This window comes from Rhodococcus sp. Leaf278 (genome assembly GCF_001426085.1).
Taxonomy (GTDB): domain Bacteria; phylum Actinomycetota; class Actinomycetes; order Mycobacteriales; family Mycobacteriaceae; genus Rhodococcoides.
The window spans coordinates 1-17196 of the sequence record NZ_LMRR01000011.1; the positions used below are offsets into that span (position 1 = coordinate 1).

General features: G+C 65.4%; 12 protein-coding genes. 9 read left to right on the top strand and 3 right to left on the bottom strand.

Annotation, left to right across the window (positions count from 1 at the left end; all coding sequences use genetic code 11):
• On the top strand, window positions 1-278 hold a 278-nt coding region (locus ASG84_RS12075), incomplete at its 5' end, for a dTDP-4-dehydrorhamnose 3,5-epimerase family protein (RefSeq protein WP_162248332.1).
• A gap of 187 nt (window positions 279-465) precedes the next feature.
• Here ASG84_RS12075 and ASG84_RS12080 read toward each other — a convergent pair.
• On the bottom strand, window positions 466-984 hold the full coding sequence (locus tag ASG84_RS12080) for a GtrA family protein (RefSeq protein ID WP_082520957.1): 519 nt from the start codon (window positions 982-984) through the stop codon (window positions 466-468).
• A gap of 47 nt (window positions 985-1031) precedes the next feature.
• On the opposite strand from ASG84_RS12080, the gene ASG84_RS12085 reads away from it, so the two are divergent.
• Genes ASG84_RS12085 through ASG84_RS12095 form a run of 3 tightly spaced genes read left to right on the top strand, consistent with a single transcriptional unit; the run spans window position 1032 to window position 5204 of the window.
• Window positions 1032-2483, top strand: coding sequence for an FAD-binding oxidoreductase (locus ASG84_RS12085; protein WP_057477282.1), 1452 nt, complete (start codon window positions 1032-1034; stop codon window positions 2481-2483).
• Window positions 2480-3244: a decaprenylphospho-beta-D-erythro-pentofuranosid-2-ulose 2-reductase gene (locus ASG84_RS12090; protein WP_057477283.1), complete on the top strand. Its 765-nt coding sequence runs from the start codon at window positions 2480-2482 to the stop codon at window positions 3242-3244. Before ASG84_RS12085 ends, ASG84_RS12090 begins: the two co-directional genes overlap by 4 nt.
• 4 nt (window positions 3245-3248) lie before the next feature.
• Window positions 3249-5204, top strand: a complete 1956-nt coding sequence (locus tag ASG84_RS12095) for a galactan 5-O-arabinofuranosyltransferase (protein WP_057477284.1) — start codon at window positions 3249-3251, stop codon at window positions 5202-5204.
• 14 nt (window positions 5205-5218) lie between these two features.
• Here ASG84_RS12095 and ASG84_RS12100 read toward each other — a convergent pair whose 3' ends face one another.
• Complete coding sequence (locus ASG84_RS12100) at window positions 5219-6055, bottom strand: NmrA family NAD(P)-binding protein (RefSeq protein ID WP_057477285.1); 837 nt, start codon at window positions 6053-6055, stop codon at window positions 5219-5221.
• A gap of 88 nt (window positions 6056-6143) precedes the next feature.
• On the opposite strand from ASG84_RS12100, the gene ASG84_RS12105 reads away from it, so the two are divergent.
• Together ASG84_RS12105 and ASG84_RS12110 are read left to right on the top strand one after the other, a co-directional pair.
• A complete protein-coding gene (locus ASG84_RS12105; RefSeq protein ID WP_057477286.1) occupies window positions 6144-6749 on the top strand; it encodes a TetR/AcrR family transcriptional regulator in 606 nt (201 codons plus the stop codon).
• On the top strand, window positions 6746-7423 hold the full coding sequence (locus ASG84_RS12110) for an NIPSNAP family protein (RefSeq protein ID WP_057477287.1): 678 nt from the start codon (window positions 6746-6748) through the stop codon (window positions 7421-7423). Before ASG84_RS12105 ends, ASG84_RS12110 begins: the two co-directional genes overlap by 4 nt.
• A gap of 14 nt (window positions 7424-7437) precedes the next feature.
• Here ASG84_RS12110 and ASG84_RS12115 read toward each other — a convergent pair whose 3' ends face one another.
• Window positions 7438-8463, bottom strand: a complete 1026-nt coding sequence (locus ASG84_RS12115) for a zinc-dependent alcohol dehydrogenase (protein ID WP_057477288.1) — start codon at window positions 8461-8463, stop codon at window positions 7438-7440.
• A gap of 133 nt (window positions 8464-8596) precedes the next feature.
• Between ASG84_RS12115 and ASG84_RS12120 the strand changes: the two genes are divergently transcribed.
• From ASG84_RS12120 to ASG84_RS12130, 3 genes are all read left to right on the top strand, one after another.
• Window positions 8597-10366: a hypothetical protein gene (locus ASG84_RS12120; protein ID WP_057477289.1), complete on the top strand. Its 1770-nt coding sequence runs from the start codon at window positions 8597-8599 to the stop codon at window positions 10364-10366.
• Complete coding sequence (locus ASG84_RS12125; protein ID WP_057477290.1) at window positions 10344-13556, top strand: arabinosyltransferase domain-containing protein; 3213 nt, start codon at window positions 10344-10346, stop codon at window positions 13554-13556. Before ASG84_RS12120 ends, ASG84_RS12125 begins: the two co-directional genes overlap by 23 nt.
• Before the next feature lie 75 nt (window positions 13557-13631).
• On the top strand, window positions 13632-16949 hold the full coding sequence (locus tag ASG84_RS12130; RefSeq protein ID WP_057477291.1) for an arabinosyltransferase domain-containing protein: 3318 nt from the start codon (window positions 13632-13634) through the stop codon (window positions 16947-16949).
• Window positions 16950-17196 lie beyond the last annotated feature (247 nt).

A 17196-nucleotide genomic window follows, 5' to 3' on the forward strand; every position in this document is an offset into this window, starting at 1 on the left:
TCGATGACATCGACCGCAAAGCAGTGTTCCTCTCCGAAGGACTCGGCCACGCCATCCTGTCGCTGGAAGACAACTCCACCGTCATGTACCTGTGCTCGTTGGAATACACCCCGGCCTTGGACCGCGACATCAACCCCCTCGACCCCGCCCTGGGCATCGACTGGCCCACCACCGCCCGCGACGGCACACCCCTGACCTACGAGCTCTCCGACAAGGACAAAGCCGCCCCCACCCTCGCCGAAGCTCTCGAAGCCGGAAACCTGCCCATCTTCCGGTAACTCGTTGTGTGTGCGACTGGCGATCCGGCGCAAACGCGAGCGCATTCGTCGAACGCGAGTGGAATCGCTGACAAACCTGCGCGCGTATGGCAATCGCGCTCGCGTTTGCGGAACCGACCAGGCCGGCACCCTCCCCTCGTGCGCGTTTTGCGTAGGTCTGGCTACGCAAAACGCGCACGAGGGGGAGCTAGCGAATCTTGAAGATCACGAAGCGCTGAACGAGGAAGTTGATGACCGTCGCCGTGCCCTGCGCGACGACGAAGGCCACGTTGGCGTACCAGAATCCGTCGGGAAGAGCCTGGTAGAGCCAGGTGTAGATGCCGACCTGGACGGCGAAGGTGACGCCGTAGAGCGCGACGACGGCGAGGAACCGGGCACGTGACGGCGCTGCGTTGAACGTCCAGCGACGGTTGATCAGGTACGCGGTGGTGGTTCCGAGTACGAAGCCGATGGCCTTGGCCAGGGTCACCCCGACACCGAACACGAAATGCAGGATCAGGTTGACGCCCTGATCCACGATCGCCGACAGCACACCCGTCGCCAAGAATCGCAGCACCTGCGTCTTGAGATCGAGGGCCGCGTCGGCGATGTTCTCGGTCAGCGGCAGCTCGACGGGCAGCGGAACGTGATGCTGCAACTCTTCGTCCTCGGGCGACCAGTCGTCGCCCGTGGAGCCTTCTTCTGCGTAGCGGTCGGGGGTGGACACGAGGACTGACACTAGCCGCTGCCGCGGTGCGGGTACCCTCTTGAGCGATGTCCACGACAGCCGACGACGCACTCTTCCCCCTGGAACCACAGGCCGGGAACACTGCGCCGCTACCCACGCAGACCCGCACACTCACCGGTTGGGGCCGCACCGCGCCCTCCACCGGAGAAGTGCTCTCGACCTCCGACCCCGAGCTCATCTCCAGCGCGGTCAAGCAGGTCGCCGAGCAGAACGACTCCAAGCCGTCCTACCTACGACGCGGCGTCATCGCCCGCGGCCTCGGCCGCTCCTACGGTGACAACGCGCAGAACTCCGGCGGCCTCGTCATCGACATGAATGCCCTCAACGGCATTCACAGCATCGACGCGTCGACGCGCATCGTCGACGTCGACGGTGGGGTCAACCTCGATCAGCTGATGCGCGCTGCGCTGCCGTTCGGCCTGTGGGTACCGGTGCTGCCGGGAACGCGACAGGTCACGATCGGCGGCGCGATCGGCACCGACATCCACGGCAAGAACCATCACAGCGCGGGCAGCTTCGGCAACCACGTCCGCTCGATGGAACTGCTCACCGCGGATGGTCAGATCCGCCACCTGACACCGTCGGGCAAGAACGCCAAGCTGTTCTGGGCCACGGTCGGCGGCAACGGCCTGACCGGCATCATCCTGCGCGCGACCATCGAGATGACACCCACCGAGACGGCATACTTCATCGCCGACGGTGACGTCACCAGCACCCTCGACGAGACCATCGCGCTGCACAGTGACGGCAGCGAGAACAACTACGACTACTCGAGTGCCTGGTTCGACGCGGTTGCGCCGCCCCCCAAGCTCGGCCGCGCGGCGTTGTCACGTGGATCGTTGGCGCGTCTGGATCAGCTGCCCGAAAAGTTGCAGAAGGATCCGCTGCGCTTCAACGCGAAGCCCCTGGTGACGTTTCCGGACATCTTCCCGAACGGTCTGGCGAACAAGTTCACGTTCTCCGCGGTCGGCGAAGCCTGGTATCGCAAGGCCGGCAACTATCGGAACAAGATCCAGAGTCTGACTGCGTTCTATCACCCCCTCGACATGTTCGGTGAGTGGAACCGTGCTTACGGCTCCAAGGGATTCCTGCAGTACCAGTTCGTGGTGCCGCCCGAGGCCGTCGACGAGTTCAAGAAGATCATCGTCGACATACAGCGGTCCGGGCACTACTCGTTCCTCAACGTCTTCAAGCTGTTCGGTCCCGGAAACAAAGCACCACTGAGCTTTCCGATTCCTGGCTGGAACATCTGCGTCGACTTCCCGATCAAGCCGGGCCTGAACGAGTTCGTCCGCGAACTCGACAAGCGCGTGCTGGAGTTCGGTGGCCGTCTGTACACCGCGAAGGATTCGCGCACCGACGCCGAGACGTTTCATTCGATGTACCCGCGGATCGACGAGTGGATCAAGGTCCGCCGATCTGTAGACCCCACAGGCGTTTTCGCCTCCGATATGGCTAGAAGGCTGGAACTGCTGTGACGATTGACGCCGTAGGTAACCCACAGACGATTCTGGTTCTGGGTGGCACCAGCGAGATCGGTCTCGCGATCACCGAGGAGTACCTGTCGAAGTCTCCGGCACGTGTCATCCTCGCTGCGCTGCCGAACGACCCGCTCCGTGACGGTGCCGTCGCACAGCTGACCGCCAAGGGCGCAAAGTCGGTCGACGTCATCGACTTCGATGCTCTCGATACCGCGTCACACCCGAAGGTGATCGACGCGGCCTGGGCCAAGGGTGACGTCGACGTCGCCATCGTTGCCTTCGCCGTCGACTTCGATGCCGAGCAGCTCTGGCAGGACCAGCGCAAGGCCGTCCTCGCCGCGAACATCAACTACACCGCTTCCGTCTCGGTCGGCGTGCTGCTCGGCGAGAAGATGAAGGCGCAGGCCTACGGCCGCATCATCGTCATGTCCTCGGTGGCCGGTGAGCGGGTTCGCCGCTCCAACTTCGTCTACGGCTCCACCAAGGCCGGACTCGACGGGTTCTACCTCGGGCTCGGAGAAGCGTTGCGCGAGTTCGGACCTCGCGTCACCGTCGTTCGTCCGGGCATGGTGCGCACCAAGTTCAGCGCGCACGTAAAGGAAGCCCCGATGACCGTCGACAAGGAGGTCATCGCCAAGCTCGCGGTCAACGCGTCGCGCAAGGGCACTCCGCTCATCTGGACTCCCGCACCGTGGCGTCTGGTGATGATGGTGCTGCGGCACGTTCCGCGCCCGATCTTCCGCAAGCTGCCCATCTAACTGCATGACTGTCGGGGTTGCGCCGGCGCGCAGAACTGCGTCCGCCGTCGGAGAAACAGTTGCCGGAATCCTCGTCGCAGTCGTCGTGGCTGCGGTCGGGTTGTACGCCTTCTCACTGGTTCAGTGGCCGGCGTTCAACTCGTCCAACGTCACTCGCGCTCTGACGACCCTGGGCCAGGTAGTAGCTGCGGCGCTGTTCGCCACGTCGATCTACCTGTACCGAATCCACAAGTGGCCGTGGATCGCTCGACTCTCGGCGTGGGTCGGTCTGTCCGGCTTCGTCACCGTCACCCTCGGCATGCCCTTGGCGGCAACCAAGCTGTACCTGTTCGGCATCTCGGTCGACCAGGAGTTCCGCACCGAATACCTGACACGGCTCACCGATTCGGCGTCGCTGCGCGACATGACGTACGCGGACATCCCACCGTTCTACCCGGCCGGATGGTTCTGGGTCGGCGGACGCGTCGGCAACATCCTGGGTATGGACGGCTGGGAAGTATTCAAGCCATACGCAATTGGGCTGCTAGCCGTCACATCGGTGGTGGCCTTCGTACTGTGGAAGGCCCTGATCCGCAGCGACTGGGCCGTCGCCGTCAGTGCTGTCACGACCGCTTTGGTGGTTGCCTACGCCTCCCCCGAGGCCTACAGCGCTGTCATCGTGCTGCTGTTCGCCCCGGCATTGCTGCTGGCGTGGGGTGCGTTGCACCGGCCCACCGGGATGAATGTGGCATCCAGTAAGTCAGAGTGCAAGAAAGGGACATTGATCCCGAGTGGGGGGCGCGCCGGCGGGTGGGGTGCAGTGCTCGGCACCGGCCTCTTCCTCGGACTGGCCGCGACGTTCTACACCCTCTACCTCGGCCTGGCCGCGTTCACCGTCGTACTCATGGCGCTGTTCGCCGGCGTTCTGGCCTATCGCGAGCGCAAAGCCTGGCGCGCACTGATGCCCATCGCGGTCAAGGTCGCCGCAATCGCTGCCATCTCCGGCGTCATCGCTGCGACCGTGTGGCTGCCGTACCTGGTCGACTTCCTGCGCGGCGCGCCGTCGACATCGGGCACGGCTCTGCACTACCTTCCCGAAGCCGGTGCAACGCTTCCCTTCCCGATGTTCGAGTTCTCCATGTCGGGTGCACTGTGCCTGATCGGCACGGTATGGCTGGCAGTGCGATTCTCCTCCTCGCGTCGAGCGCAGGCATTCGGCGTGGGCGTCGCCTCGATCTACCTGTGGACGCTGTTGTCCATGGCCGTCACGGCGGCGGGCACCACCCTGCTCTCGTTCCGCCTCGAAGCGGTGCTGATCGTATTGCTGGGCAGCGCAGGCGTTTTCGGATTTCTCGAAGGCAGTCACGCGATCTACCAGGCCATCAACGAGCCACCGAAGTTCCGGGTCGCGGCCGTCGTGGTGGCGACCGTCGGCGCAATGGCCTTCGCGCAGAACATTCCCCAGGTGCTGCAAACCGAGATCACCGTCGCGTACTCCGACACCGACGGTGACGGTAACCGCGCCGACATGCGTCCAGCGAGCGCGGTCTCGTACTACCGCGAGGTCGACGAGACCTTGACCGAGCAGACCCAACGCCCGCGCGACGAGACCGTCGTATTGACCGCAGACACGTCCTTCCTCAGCTACTACCCGTACTTCGGTTTCCAAGGGTTGACCTCGCATTACGCCAACCCGCTGGCGCAGTTCGATCAGCGAGCCGCTGCCATCGAGCAGTGGACCGAGCTCGAGACACCGGATCAGTTGATCGATGCGTTGAACACCAGCCAGTGGCGCGCACCGGACGCCTTCTTGTTCCGACGCGGAGCCGACGGCTACACACTGCGATTGGCCGAGGACGTCTACCCCAACGACCCCAATGTGCGCCGCTACACCGTCACCTTCCCCGAAGCACTGTTCGAGGATCCACGCTTCACCGTCACCGATATCGGGCCCTTCGCGCTGGTGGTGCGCACGGGGTAGTCGGCGGGGACTCGTCAGACGAATGCCGCCCTGTTTCGGGAAAGGAAGTCCCGCACGGTGCGAGGCTTCGAACCGGTCAGCACCTCGACGTCGTCGGTGATCCACGCCGCGTCGCCGTCGCCGATGAGTCGGAAGGCGTCGGCGTTCGACTGGGCTACCTGCTCGGGAAGACCCGCGGCCAACATCGACCGCAGGTGCGCGGCGGTGTCGACGCTGCGGTGAGTGACCGGTTGTCCCACGATGTCGGACAACGCGTCGGCGACATCGTCGTAGGTCAGGAGCGCCGGACCGGTGGGCCAATACGTGCGGCCGATGTGGGCGGCCGGGTTCCGAGCGATGACGGCGACGACGGCTGCGACATCGTGGGCGTCGATCATGCCGACCTCACCGTCGCCGGCGGACATGACGATCTCCCGATCTGCCCGTACCGACGGGGCGAACGCCACAATGTTCTGCATGTAGGCGTTGGCTCGCACCAGCGTCCAGGGCAGGCCGGACTCGCGTAAGTGTGCCTCGATGACTGCCTGCCCGCGACGCCGGTCGACAGGTGAGTGCGGCGACGCCTTGCTGGAGATCTTGACCAGGTGGCCGACGCCGGCCGCGACGGCGGCGTCGATCACGGCCATCTCCTGCCGAGGCACTGCGGGGCTCACGAGGATGACGGTCGATGCGCCCTCGACGGCCTTCGCGACGGCAAGCGGGTCGTCGAGGTCACCGGTCATCATGTCCACGCCTTCGGTGGTGTGTGTCGGTGAGCGGCGCGCGAACCCGCGGACGGGTTTCCCAGCAGCAGCCAGAAGGCGGACAGCTTCGGTTCCTACGTTGCCCGTCGCCCCGGTGATCGTGATCATGTCGACGTCCCTTCGTTTTTGGATTTCTCGATCCATTCTGCGCGCTAGAATTGGATCGTCAAATCCAATCTGATCGGAGGGTCGCATCATGACGGACGACGGAGTCTCGACGGCGAAGGGTCGAGCGACCCGCGACCGCATCGTGGGTTCCGCAGCCGAGATCATGCACCGCAAGGGTGTTGCCGGCACGGCGATGCCGGCGGTGCGTGCCGACGCCGGTGTGAGTTCGTCGCAGATCTATCACTACTTCACCGACAAGGACGCGCTGACCAGGGCAGTGCTGGACCGTTGGGCGGAGCAGATCGTCGCCTCCCAGGTCGCGTCGCTCGCGTCGGTCACGGACTTCGCCGGATTGCGCGGGTGGCGCGACGACGTGGTCGCCGGCGCCGCGGGGGGATTCGGCTGCCCCTTGGGAGTACTGACCACAGAACTCGCCGGTGAGGACTGGGCCCGCCGCGCCGGCGGTGAGGGCTTTCGACGCTGGCAACAGGCGATCGGTGCCGCACTCGACCGGTTGGTCGAATGCGGCGTACTTCGCGATGATGTCGATGTCGAATCATGGAGCGTGACAATGCTGTCCGCAGTCCAAGGAGGCCTGCTGTTGAGCCGGGTCACCGGCGACACGCAGGCCCTGGCAACTGCGCTGGACACGACGCTCGACGCTCTCGCGCGAGCTGGAAAGGTGGACCGATGAGCACCGAGTACGACAAGGCCCCCGACATCACCGGCGACGACGTGTCGCCGAGTGATCAGGCTCGTCGGTACGAGCTGGCGACGTTGTCGTTCCGGCTGCCTGACACCGAGCAAGCGATTGCCGGAATCAGGCCGTGGGTCGAGTCGGCAGACGCAGCCGGAACTCTGATGGGCGCGTGGCGCAGCGAGCACGGAGTGCTGGGCCGAGCGCATGTTCTACGCGCGTTCGTCGACTCCGCGGAAGTGGCCGTGGAACGAGACCGGGCCCGCCGAAGTGGGCGAGCTTTCGGTGCCGGGCCGCATCTGACGGACCTGTCGATGACCACCTACGCGCCGTTCCCGTTCATGCCCGCTATCCGGCCCGGCCACTACGGCACGGTCTACGAGACCCGCGACTACCACCTGATACCCGGCGGCCTACCGCCGTCGATCGACGGGTGGCGTCAGGTGTTGCCCGGCCGCCACGAGATCGATCCCATCGCCGTGGTCATGTACGCGATGGACGGCCCCGATCGAATCATCCAGATATGGCCGTTCGATTCCATGGACGAGCGGCTCGCCATCCGTGCCGGACTCGTCGCCGACGGCATGTGGCCGCCGCCGGGCGGCCCGGAGCACATCAAAGAGGCGACGTCGGAACTGTGGATACCGCTCGACTTCTCGCCGCTGAACTGACCCAGCGGTTGCCGCTACACAGCAGTAGCGCGCGGTGCCACGAGGACGGGCTTCGCGTGAGGTCCGAGCAGCACCTCGGGGGCATCTGCCCAGGCATGGGTGGTGGAGACCTGCTCAGGATGGATGCGGTCGCCTTCCAACAGCCCGAGTACCGCCTCGAGGTGGGGCGTGACGCTGACGAAGCCCGTCGACAGCGTCATGTCGCGTTGATACATGTCCCACAGCGGTAGTGAGGCGTTACCGAAAATCATGGCCACGTTCGACAGATGTCCGCCCGGAGCCACACACCGGATGGCCTCGGCGAGCAGTTTCGGATGCGGTGATGCACCGATGACCACCGGAAACCTACTGTGATGGCGGGCCGCATCGATGGTGGGGAAGACCTGCGCGCCGAGCGATCGAGCGTGTTCGCGTCGCTGCTCGTCGGCGTCGACGAGTGTCACGCTGCCCGCGCCCAGCGCAATGGCGTGCTGCACAGCGAACGAGCCGAGGCTGGACAGGCTGTTGACGACGAGAACCGACGTACCGGGCCGGGTGGACAGTCCGCGCCACACGGCCACGTAGGCGTCGGTGAGGTTGTCTCCACAGCTCGCCGCCCGAACCGGATCGACTCCCGGGGGTAGCTTCGTGAGCATCCCATCGGCGAACGGCACCCGCACGAGCTCGGAGAACAGTCCGCCGAACGTGCCTGCGATCGGTGCCCCGTAACCGGACAGTCCAGGATAGGCGGTGCAGGCTGCGCTCAGCCCCAACCGGCAGTTGCCACAGGTACCGCAGTTGATGTGCCAGGGCACGACGCACACGTCACCCGGTGCGATGGTGCGGACGCCCGAACCCACGGAGATCACCTCGGCGACGCACTCGTGGCCGATCGGGTAGTCGGTGCCGAAATCGACTACACCGCCGACGATCGCGCGATCGAGATCGCAGGTGGTCGAGGCAAGAGGATGGACGATGGCCTCCGCGGGGCCATCGACGGTCGGATCGGGCTGCTCGGTCCACCGAAGAGTGTTCTTGCCGATGAAGTGCAACGATTCCATGAGAGTTGGTCCCCCGCCTGTCCCGACCCAGTAAGTCCGAGCACCACCAACGTACTCAGACCGGTTCCGGTGCAGGTGTGACCCAGGTCGTTCAGGTTTTCGCTCACCGTGATCTTTCTGTAATCTCGACGCGATGACCACCCACGACCAGAGCGTTCTCGAGCGGCAGCCGATCACGGCACCGGCTCGACACTCCGGCGTCGGACGCGGTGACGCTGTTGCGGCGGTGGGATTCCTTGTGGCCGCGGCGTACGTCCTGCAGGGTCAGTGGCGCAATCTGAGTGGCGGCTACCTCTACAACAGTGGCCAGGACCAGACGATGTGGGAGTGGTTCTTCTCTGTCGCCGCCCATGCCGTCGCGCATCTGGACAACCCGCTGTCGAGTGACCTGCAGAATTACCCCCTCGGGGTGAATTTGATGGCGAACACCGCGATGTTCGGCATCTCGATTCCACTGGCTCCGATCACGTTGCTGTTCGGACCGACGGTCACCTGGGCGATCGCCCTCACCGCCGGCCTCGCCGGGACTTCCTTCGCCTGGTACTGGCTGTTCTCGCGCCAGCTCAACGCCTCTAAGGGCGCAGCTGCGATGGGCGGTGCACTGTGCGGCTTCGCTCCCGGCGCGATTTCCCACGCCAACGGCCACCCCAACTTCGTGGTGCTGTTCCTGCTCCCGGTCATCGCGATGCTGGTCATCCGCATCGCCCACGGCGGCGGAACCACCAAGAACACCGTCGGGCTCGGCCTGATCGTCGCGCTGCAGATCCTGCTCGGCGAAGAGCCGCTGCTGATCTTCGCGATGTCGTTCGCCATCTTCGCCGTCGTCTACTACGTGTCGCGGCCACGTTCTCTCTGGCCCGCCGTCCGCAATGCGGTGCCCCGGCTCGCTGTCTCCGCGAGTATCGCGCTGGCGATCGTTGCGCTTCCGCTGTGGTGGCAGTTCTTCGGGCCGCAATCGTATTCCTTCCTCGAGCACGGACCGATGGGCAACGACGCAAAGGCCCTGTTCCAGTTCCCGACGCAATCGATCGGCGGCGTCGCGACTCCGGGTCAGAACGTCCGCATCAACGCCACCGAGGAAAACGCGTACTTCGGGTGGCCGCTGCTGGTTCTGTGCCTGGTCGCGGCATTGTGGATGTGGCGCGTCGCCTGCGCTCGTGCCGCCGCGGCGACCGCCGTCGTCATGAGCGTGCTCTCGCTCGGCGCGACTCTGATGATCGGCAAGAACGACACCGGCATCACCCTGCCGTGGACGAAGCTCGCCGAGTATCCCCTCGTCGAGTCCGTCCTCGAAACCCGCTTCGCGTTGGGCGCGGTACCTGCGCTGGCATTGCTGCTCGTGCTGGCCACCGATCGGACGTTCCGGAACGGGCTGCGTCCACTACCTGCGTTCTGGATAGCCGGACTCGCCCTCGCGCTCGTTCCGCTGATCCCGACTCCGCTGGTCGCCGTCGACAAATCTCCGACGCCGGAGTTCTTCGCCGACGGCGAATGGGAGAACTTCGTCGACGACGGTTCCGTTGTCACCGTGCCCCTGCCCCGGCCCGAGGACGCCCGTCCGCTGCGCTGGCAGATGGACGCCGACATGGGCTTCAAGCTGGCAGCAGGGTACTTCGTCGGGCCGAGCGATCAAGAAGAGAAGGTTGCCAAGTACGGAGCAGTCGACCGGCCGACGGCACTGTTGCTGGGCTCGGTGTACGACCAAGGCACCGTCCCGAAGATAACCGACGATCAACGCGCGCAGGCCGTCGAGGATCTGACGTTCTGGGAGGCGGACGTCGTCGTCCTGCCGCCGAGCAAGCGGACCGTTGCACTGCGCGCCACCGTCACCGAACTGCTCGGTGTCCAGCCGCAATACACCGGTGGCGTGTGGGTGTGGGATGTGCGGACGCTCGTCCAATAGCATCGTCGGCGTGCCCGAGACCGCTCCGAACCTCAAGACCGCCCGGCTGGTAGCGATCATCACCGGCATCATCGGTGCGGTTCTGGCCATCGCGACTCCCCTGTTACCGGTTCAGCAGGACGTCGCTGCTCTCTCGTGGCCGCAGAACTCGTTCGGCAGCGTGAACGCCCCGTTGGTGAGCTACTCGCCCGTCGACCTCGAGGCAACCGTTCCGTGCAGCGCGGCCACTGCTCTCACCGACGGCGGCACGCTGGTCTCCACCGCACCGATCGCGGCTGCGAAGACCGAGCAGAAGGCATTGATCGTGCGAGTCGACGACGGCCGACTGCAAGTGCTGCTGCGTGATCGTGTTCTTGCCGAGGCACCCCTCGACGAGCTGAGCGGCAACTGCGCGCTGACAGTGTCGTCGAACGCCGTCCGCACGGTCGTCGACCTCGACGGCGAGGCGAACACCGTGGACGGAGACATCCGGCCCCAGGTAGTCGGCATCTACACCGACCTCACCGCACCGATCGACGGTCTCACTGTGCGCGCGGACATCGACTCGCGCTACTCCTCGGCTCCGACGACGTTCAAATTGCTGGCGATGATCGTCGGCGCACTCGCCGTGATCGCCTCGCTCTTCGCACTGCATCGGATCGACGGCATGGACGGGCGACGCCACCGGCGATTCTTGCCCTCCCGCTGGAAGTCCGTCACGGGGGTCGACGCCGTTGTGGTGGGTGTGCTCGTTCTGTGGCACTTCATCGGCGCGAACACCTCCGACGACGGTTACCTGCTCAACATGGCCCGCGTCTCCGAGAACGCCGGCTACATGGCCAACTATTTCCGCTGGTTCGGCGTCCCGGAAGCACCGTTCGGCATGCCCTACTACGACATGCTGGCCGCCCTCGCCAAGGTCAGCACCGCCAGCATCTGGATGCGCCTGCCCGCCACCATCGCAGCGCTGCTGTGCTGGCTGGTCATCAGCCGCGAGGTCATCCCCCGCCTCGGCCGCGCGGTGCTCACCAATCGCGTCGCGCTGTGGACCGCGGGATTCGTGTTCCTCGCCTTCTGGCTGCCCTACGACAACGGACTACGCCCGGAACCGGTCATCGCCCTCGGAGCCTTGTTGACGTGGTGCTCGGTCGAGCGCGCCATTGCCACCGGGCGACTGCTCCCGGCCGCGATCGGCACCCTGATCGCAGCGTTCTCGCTCGCCGCCGGACCCACTGGACTGATCGCCGTCGCCGCTCTGCTTGCCGGGCTGCGCCCACTGTTGATGATCGTGGTCAAGCGGGCTCGTCAAGTGGGCCTGCTCGCCGTTCTCGCCCCGCTGATGGCGTCGGGACTGGCGGTGTTGATCGCGATCTTCGCCGACCAGACTCTGAGCACTGTGCTCGAAGCGACCCGAGTGCGCTCGGCCATCGGACCGAACGTGCCGTGGTTCGAAGAACGCGTGCGCTGGGACGCACTGATGACCATCTCGCCCGACGGCTCGCTCGCCCGAAGATTCGGCATGTTCGCGATGCTGCTGTGCATCGTCGTGTGCATCGCGGTGATGCTCCGCAAGAACGGACGCATCCCCGGTACGGCCACCGGGCCGTCGCGTCGGATACTCGGAATCATCTTGGGCGCATTGGCTTTCATGATGTTCACCCCCACCAAGTGGACGCACCACTTCGGTGTGTACGCCGGTCTCGCCGCGTCGCTGGCCGCGCTGGCGGCGGTGGCCGTGACTTCGGCGACCGTGCGGTCCCCGCGCAACAGAACGCTGTTCACCGCCGCTGTTCTGTTTCTGACTGCGGTCGCGTTCACCAGCTCCAACGGTTGGTGGTACGTGTCGAGTTACGGCATTCCGTGGTTCGACAAGCCGCCGTCCATTGCCGGTAAGGGCTTTTCGACGATCCTGCTCGGTCTGACGGTTCTGACGCTGCTCTACGCCGCCTACCAACACGTCCGATTGCCCTATCGTAAAAAGGAACCCACTACGCGTCGACGATTCGCACCGTCCGCACTGACCATCGTCGCCGGCGGTGTCGTCGCCTTCGAGGTGCTCTCGTTCGTCAAAGGCGCTGTGGCGCAATACCCGGCGTACTCCATTGCTCGATCGAACTTCTCGGCTCTCGCCGGAAACTCGTGCGGACTCGCCGGCGACGTGCAGGTGGAGACCGACGTCAACGGCTCGGTTCTACAACCGATCGACCCCGCAGCCGACGCACTGGGTGCAGGCGGGAGTACCGGATTCACACCCGACGGCGTCGCGCAGGATCTGACCGCAGATTCCGAGGACACCGCGCAGGGCAGCGCCAACTCGATCCGGCCCGAGGACTCGGAACAGAGCGCGGCGGCAACGTCGTCGAACTCTGCGGGTACGTCGGGCGGTACCAACGAGAACGTCGGAATCAACGGCAGCACAGTCGCTTTGCCATTCGGCTTGAATCCTGCGACCACTCCGGTACTGGGTAGCTTCGGTGCCACCGAGCCTGCGTCCCTGACCTCGGGTTGGTATTCGCTGCCCGAAGACGGTGACCGCGGCGACCTGATCGCCATTGCCGCTGCAGGCCGAATCCGATCGGTCGACGGGGACGGCATCGTCACTCCGGGCCAACCCGTCGAACTCGAATACGGACGCCGCGACGGTAGCGACACACAGGCGCTGGGCCGCGTCACGCCTCTCGATATCGGCCCGTCGCCGTCGTGGCGCAATCTGCGGGTCCCGATGAGCGATCTACCGGCCGAGGCAGACGTCGTTCGCATCGTCGCCGAGGACAACGATCTGGCCGGCAATCAGTGGCTCGCCGTCACTCCGCCGCGGGTCCCGAAGACACAGACGCTGAACTCGCTCGTCGGATCGACCGATCCGGTGCTGCTGGACTGGGCCGTCGGATTGGCGTTCCCGTGCCAGCGACCGTTCGATCATCGGGACGGCGTCGCCGAGGTGCCCGAGTACCGGATTCTGCCCGACCGCACCGGGGCCGAATCCACCAACGCCTGGCAGGACTCGATCGGCGGTGGCCCACTGGGCTGGACCGAGCTGCTCCTCGGGGCGCAGACGCTGCCGTCGTATCTCGCCGACGACTACGCCCGGGATTGGGGCTCGATCGAGAGATTCATGCCACTCGATCCGGCCGCTGCGACCGCTCGGATCACCGTCGACCAGCAGTCGCGGTCCGGACTGTCCAGCGACGGACCGATGAAAACCGACTGATTCCCTGTTTCTGGATCGGTTACGGGGCCGGTGCCTGTGTGACCTCTACGTCACGCTCGCATAACATCGACTCTCGTGCCCGACGTCGTGACAGATTCATCAGCTGGTCCCCCCGTCCCCGCTCCACTGCGAGCCTCGGACGAACTTCGTGCTCAGGTACGAGTTCCCCGGCTGATCGCCATGGTGGCCGGCATCCTCGGGGTGCTGTTCGCACTGATCACTCCGTTCGCGCCTGTCACGCAGACCACCGCCACCATTTCGTGGCCGCAGAACGGGCTCCTGCAAGACGTGGACGCCCCACTGGTGTCCCAGGCACCCGTAAGCCTCACTGCGACCTTGCCGTGCTCTGCTGTCGCCGCACTCCCCGCGTCGGGCGGGCTGCTACTGGCGACGGCACCCCCACAGGGCGAGGGCGCGGCGCTGAACAGTTTGTTCGTCCGCGTCGGTGAATCGAACGTCGACGTCCTCGATCGCAATGTCGTGGTCGCGACGGCACCTCGCGCCGACGTCGAGAGCACTCGCTGCGCGGCCATCGAAATCACCTCGAACGACCAGTACACATCGGCGGCCTTCACCGGCCTGACCGACGACGACGGCCAGCCCCGGCAAGGCCGGCTCGACGGCGATCTGCGGCCCCAGGTCGTCGGCATCTTCAGTGATCTCAGCGGCGCGGCACCCGCAGACATGTCTGTCACCGTCGACGTCGACTCCCGCTTCTCGTCGTCACCGACGGTGCTCAAGTTGTTGATCATGATCCTGGCGATCGCGTGCACTTTGTTGGCCATAGGCGCACTCGGACGACTCGACGGCACCGACCGCCGCGCGCACCGCCGCTTCTTTCCCTCCCACTGGTGGAAGTTCACCGGCGTCGACGTCACCGTCCTCGGCGTTCTGGTGGGGTGGCATTTCGTCGGTGCCAACACCTCCGACGACGGCTACCTGCTCACGATGGCCCGGGCCGCAGATCACTCCGGCTACATGGCCAACTACTTCCGCTGGTTCGGGGTACCCGAAGCACCGTTCGGCTGGTACTACGACGTGCTCGCCGTCTTCGCCAAGATCTCGACCGCCAGCCCGTGGATGCGCCTGCCCGCCCTCATCGCCGGAGTCCTGTGCTGGATGGTGATCAGCCGCGAGGTAGTTCCGCGTCTCGGACGCGCGGTACGCAAGTCCAACGTCGCGCTGTGGACCGGCGGACTGGTGTTCCTCGCCTTCTGGCTCCCGTACAACAACGGACTGCGCCCCGAACCGATCGTCGCCCTCGGCGCACTGCTCACCTGGTGCTCGGTGGAGCGATCGATCGCCACCGGCCGACTACTTCCTGCCGCCGCAGCATGTCTCATCGGAGCCTTCACCCTCGCCGCGGCTCCCACCGGATTGATGTGTGTGGCAGCACTTCTCGCGGGTGCACGGCCCATCGCGCGGATCGTCGTCAGGCGTCACCGCCAGGTCGGCACCCTCGCCCTGCTGGCACCGTTGGCCGCGGCCGGTGTGCTCGTCCTCGTTGTGGTCTTCGCCGACCAGACGTACGCAACAGTCATCGAGTCCACCCGAGTGCGGACCATCATCGGCCCCAACGAGGCCTGGTACCAGGACTTCCTGCGGTACTACTACCTCTTCGTCCAGACCGTGGACGGCTCCGTCGCGCGCCGCTTCGCGTTCCTGGCAATGATCCTGTGCCTGTTCACGACGCTGTTCGTACTGCTGCGTCGTCGTCGCATCCCCGGCATTGCCAACGGGCCGGCCTGGCGTCTGCTCGGCGTCGTGCTCGGCACCATCTTCTTCATGATGTTCAACCCCACCAAGTGGACTCACCACTTCGGTTCCTACGCCGGAATCGCCGGTGGGCTCGCTGCATTGACAGCCGTGGCCGTCTCGGCGAGCGCGCTGCGTTCGCGGCGCAACCGCTCGTTGTTCGCGGCCGGGCTGATGTTCGTTCTCGCACTGTCGTTCTCGGGCATCAACGGCTACTGGTACGTCTCGAGCTACGGCGTGCCGTGGTTCGACAAGACGGTGTCGCTCGGTGGCAACGAATCGGGCACGCTGTTCCTGATCCTCTTCGGCCTGGTTCTTGCGATCGCGGCGTTCCAGTACCTGCGCGAGGGATACGCACCGCCACAACCGAAGCCGACGTCGGCTCGTGGTCAACGCATCCGAAAGTTCGCTGCCGCACCGTTGACCGTCATCGCCGGGATCATGGTGCTGTTCGAGGTGCTCTCGCTCGTCAAGGGCGCCGTCTCGCAGTACCCCGCCTATTCGCTCGCACGCTCGAATGTGCAATCGATACTGGGCAATTCGTGCGGACTCGCCAACGATGTTCTCGTGGAGTCCAACCCCAACGCCGGCATACTCAGCCCCTTGCCGGGCGAGTTCGATGCCACCGCAGGCCCGCTCGGCGGATCGAGCTCCACCCTGCGCAACTTCACCGCCAACGGCATTCCCAGTGACCTCAGTGCCGATGCCGTGGAAGTCAAACCAGGACAAGGCAACACCGACCAACAGGCCGTCGGCCCCGCATTCGAGGAAGGCCAAAGTTCCGGCACCGCAGGTGGCACCGGAGCCGTAGGCGTCAACGGCTCGAACGCAGCTCTGCCCTTCGGTCTCGACCCTGCCACCACCCCGGTACTCGGCTCGTACCAGGAAGGCATCCAGGAACCCGCGGAGGCGACGTCGAGCTGGTACCAACTGCCCGCTCGCAGCGACGACGCTCCCCTCGTCGTCTTCTCCGCAGCCGGCCGCATCTGGTCGTACGACGACACCGGAGCCCTGACCTACGGACAGTCACTGCTGCTCGAATACGGCAAGCGTCAGCCCGACGGAACCGTCCAGGCACAAGGCACCTACCTGCCCCGCGACATCGGACCTGCACCGTCGTGGCGCAACCTCCGAATCCCGTTGGCAGACATCGCACCCGATGCCGACGCCGTCCGTATCGTCGCCAACGACCCCAACCTCACCGGCGACCAGTGGCTCGCGTTCACCCCGCCGCGAGTACCGGTGATGGACAACCTGAACACCATGATCGGCAGTGAGCAGCCCGTTCTGCTCGACTGGGCCGTCGGGCTGCAATTCCCGTGCCAACGACCCTTCGACCACCGCTACGGCGTCGCCGAAGTGCCCGGATACCGCATCCTCCCCGACCGCCCACTGGCCGTCAGCTCCACCGACACCTGGCAATCCGGCGAGAACGGCGGCCCACTGGGCTGGTCCGAACTGCTCGCCAAGCCCGTCACCGTCCCCACCTATCTGAAGAACGACTGGGCCAGGGACTGGGGATCGTTGGAGCGCTACGAGCAGTACTACCCCAACGCTGTGCCCGCCGACCTCGACACCGGGGAAGCCACGCGTTCGGGTTGGTACAAGGACGGCGAACTGCGAGTGTTCGAGGACTGACCGCCCGCCCCCCGCTCCGCGTCAATGGACCCTTGCACACGTCTCGACCGTGCAAGGGTCCATCCACGCTTCAGCTTGGAGTGGGTCAATGGACCCTTGCATACGTCTGAGCGCGTAGATGGTTCATTCACCTTTCCGGGGGCCACGCCCGCGGACTCCGTCGGCCGGCCTCAGCATCCGAGTCCGACAGCGTCGTCCGCCTCGAGACTGGCAACAGCCGATTCATCCACAGAGTGGTCGTTCATCC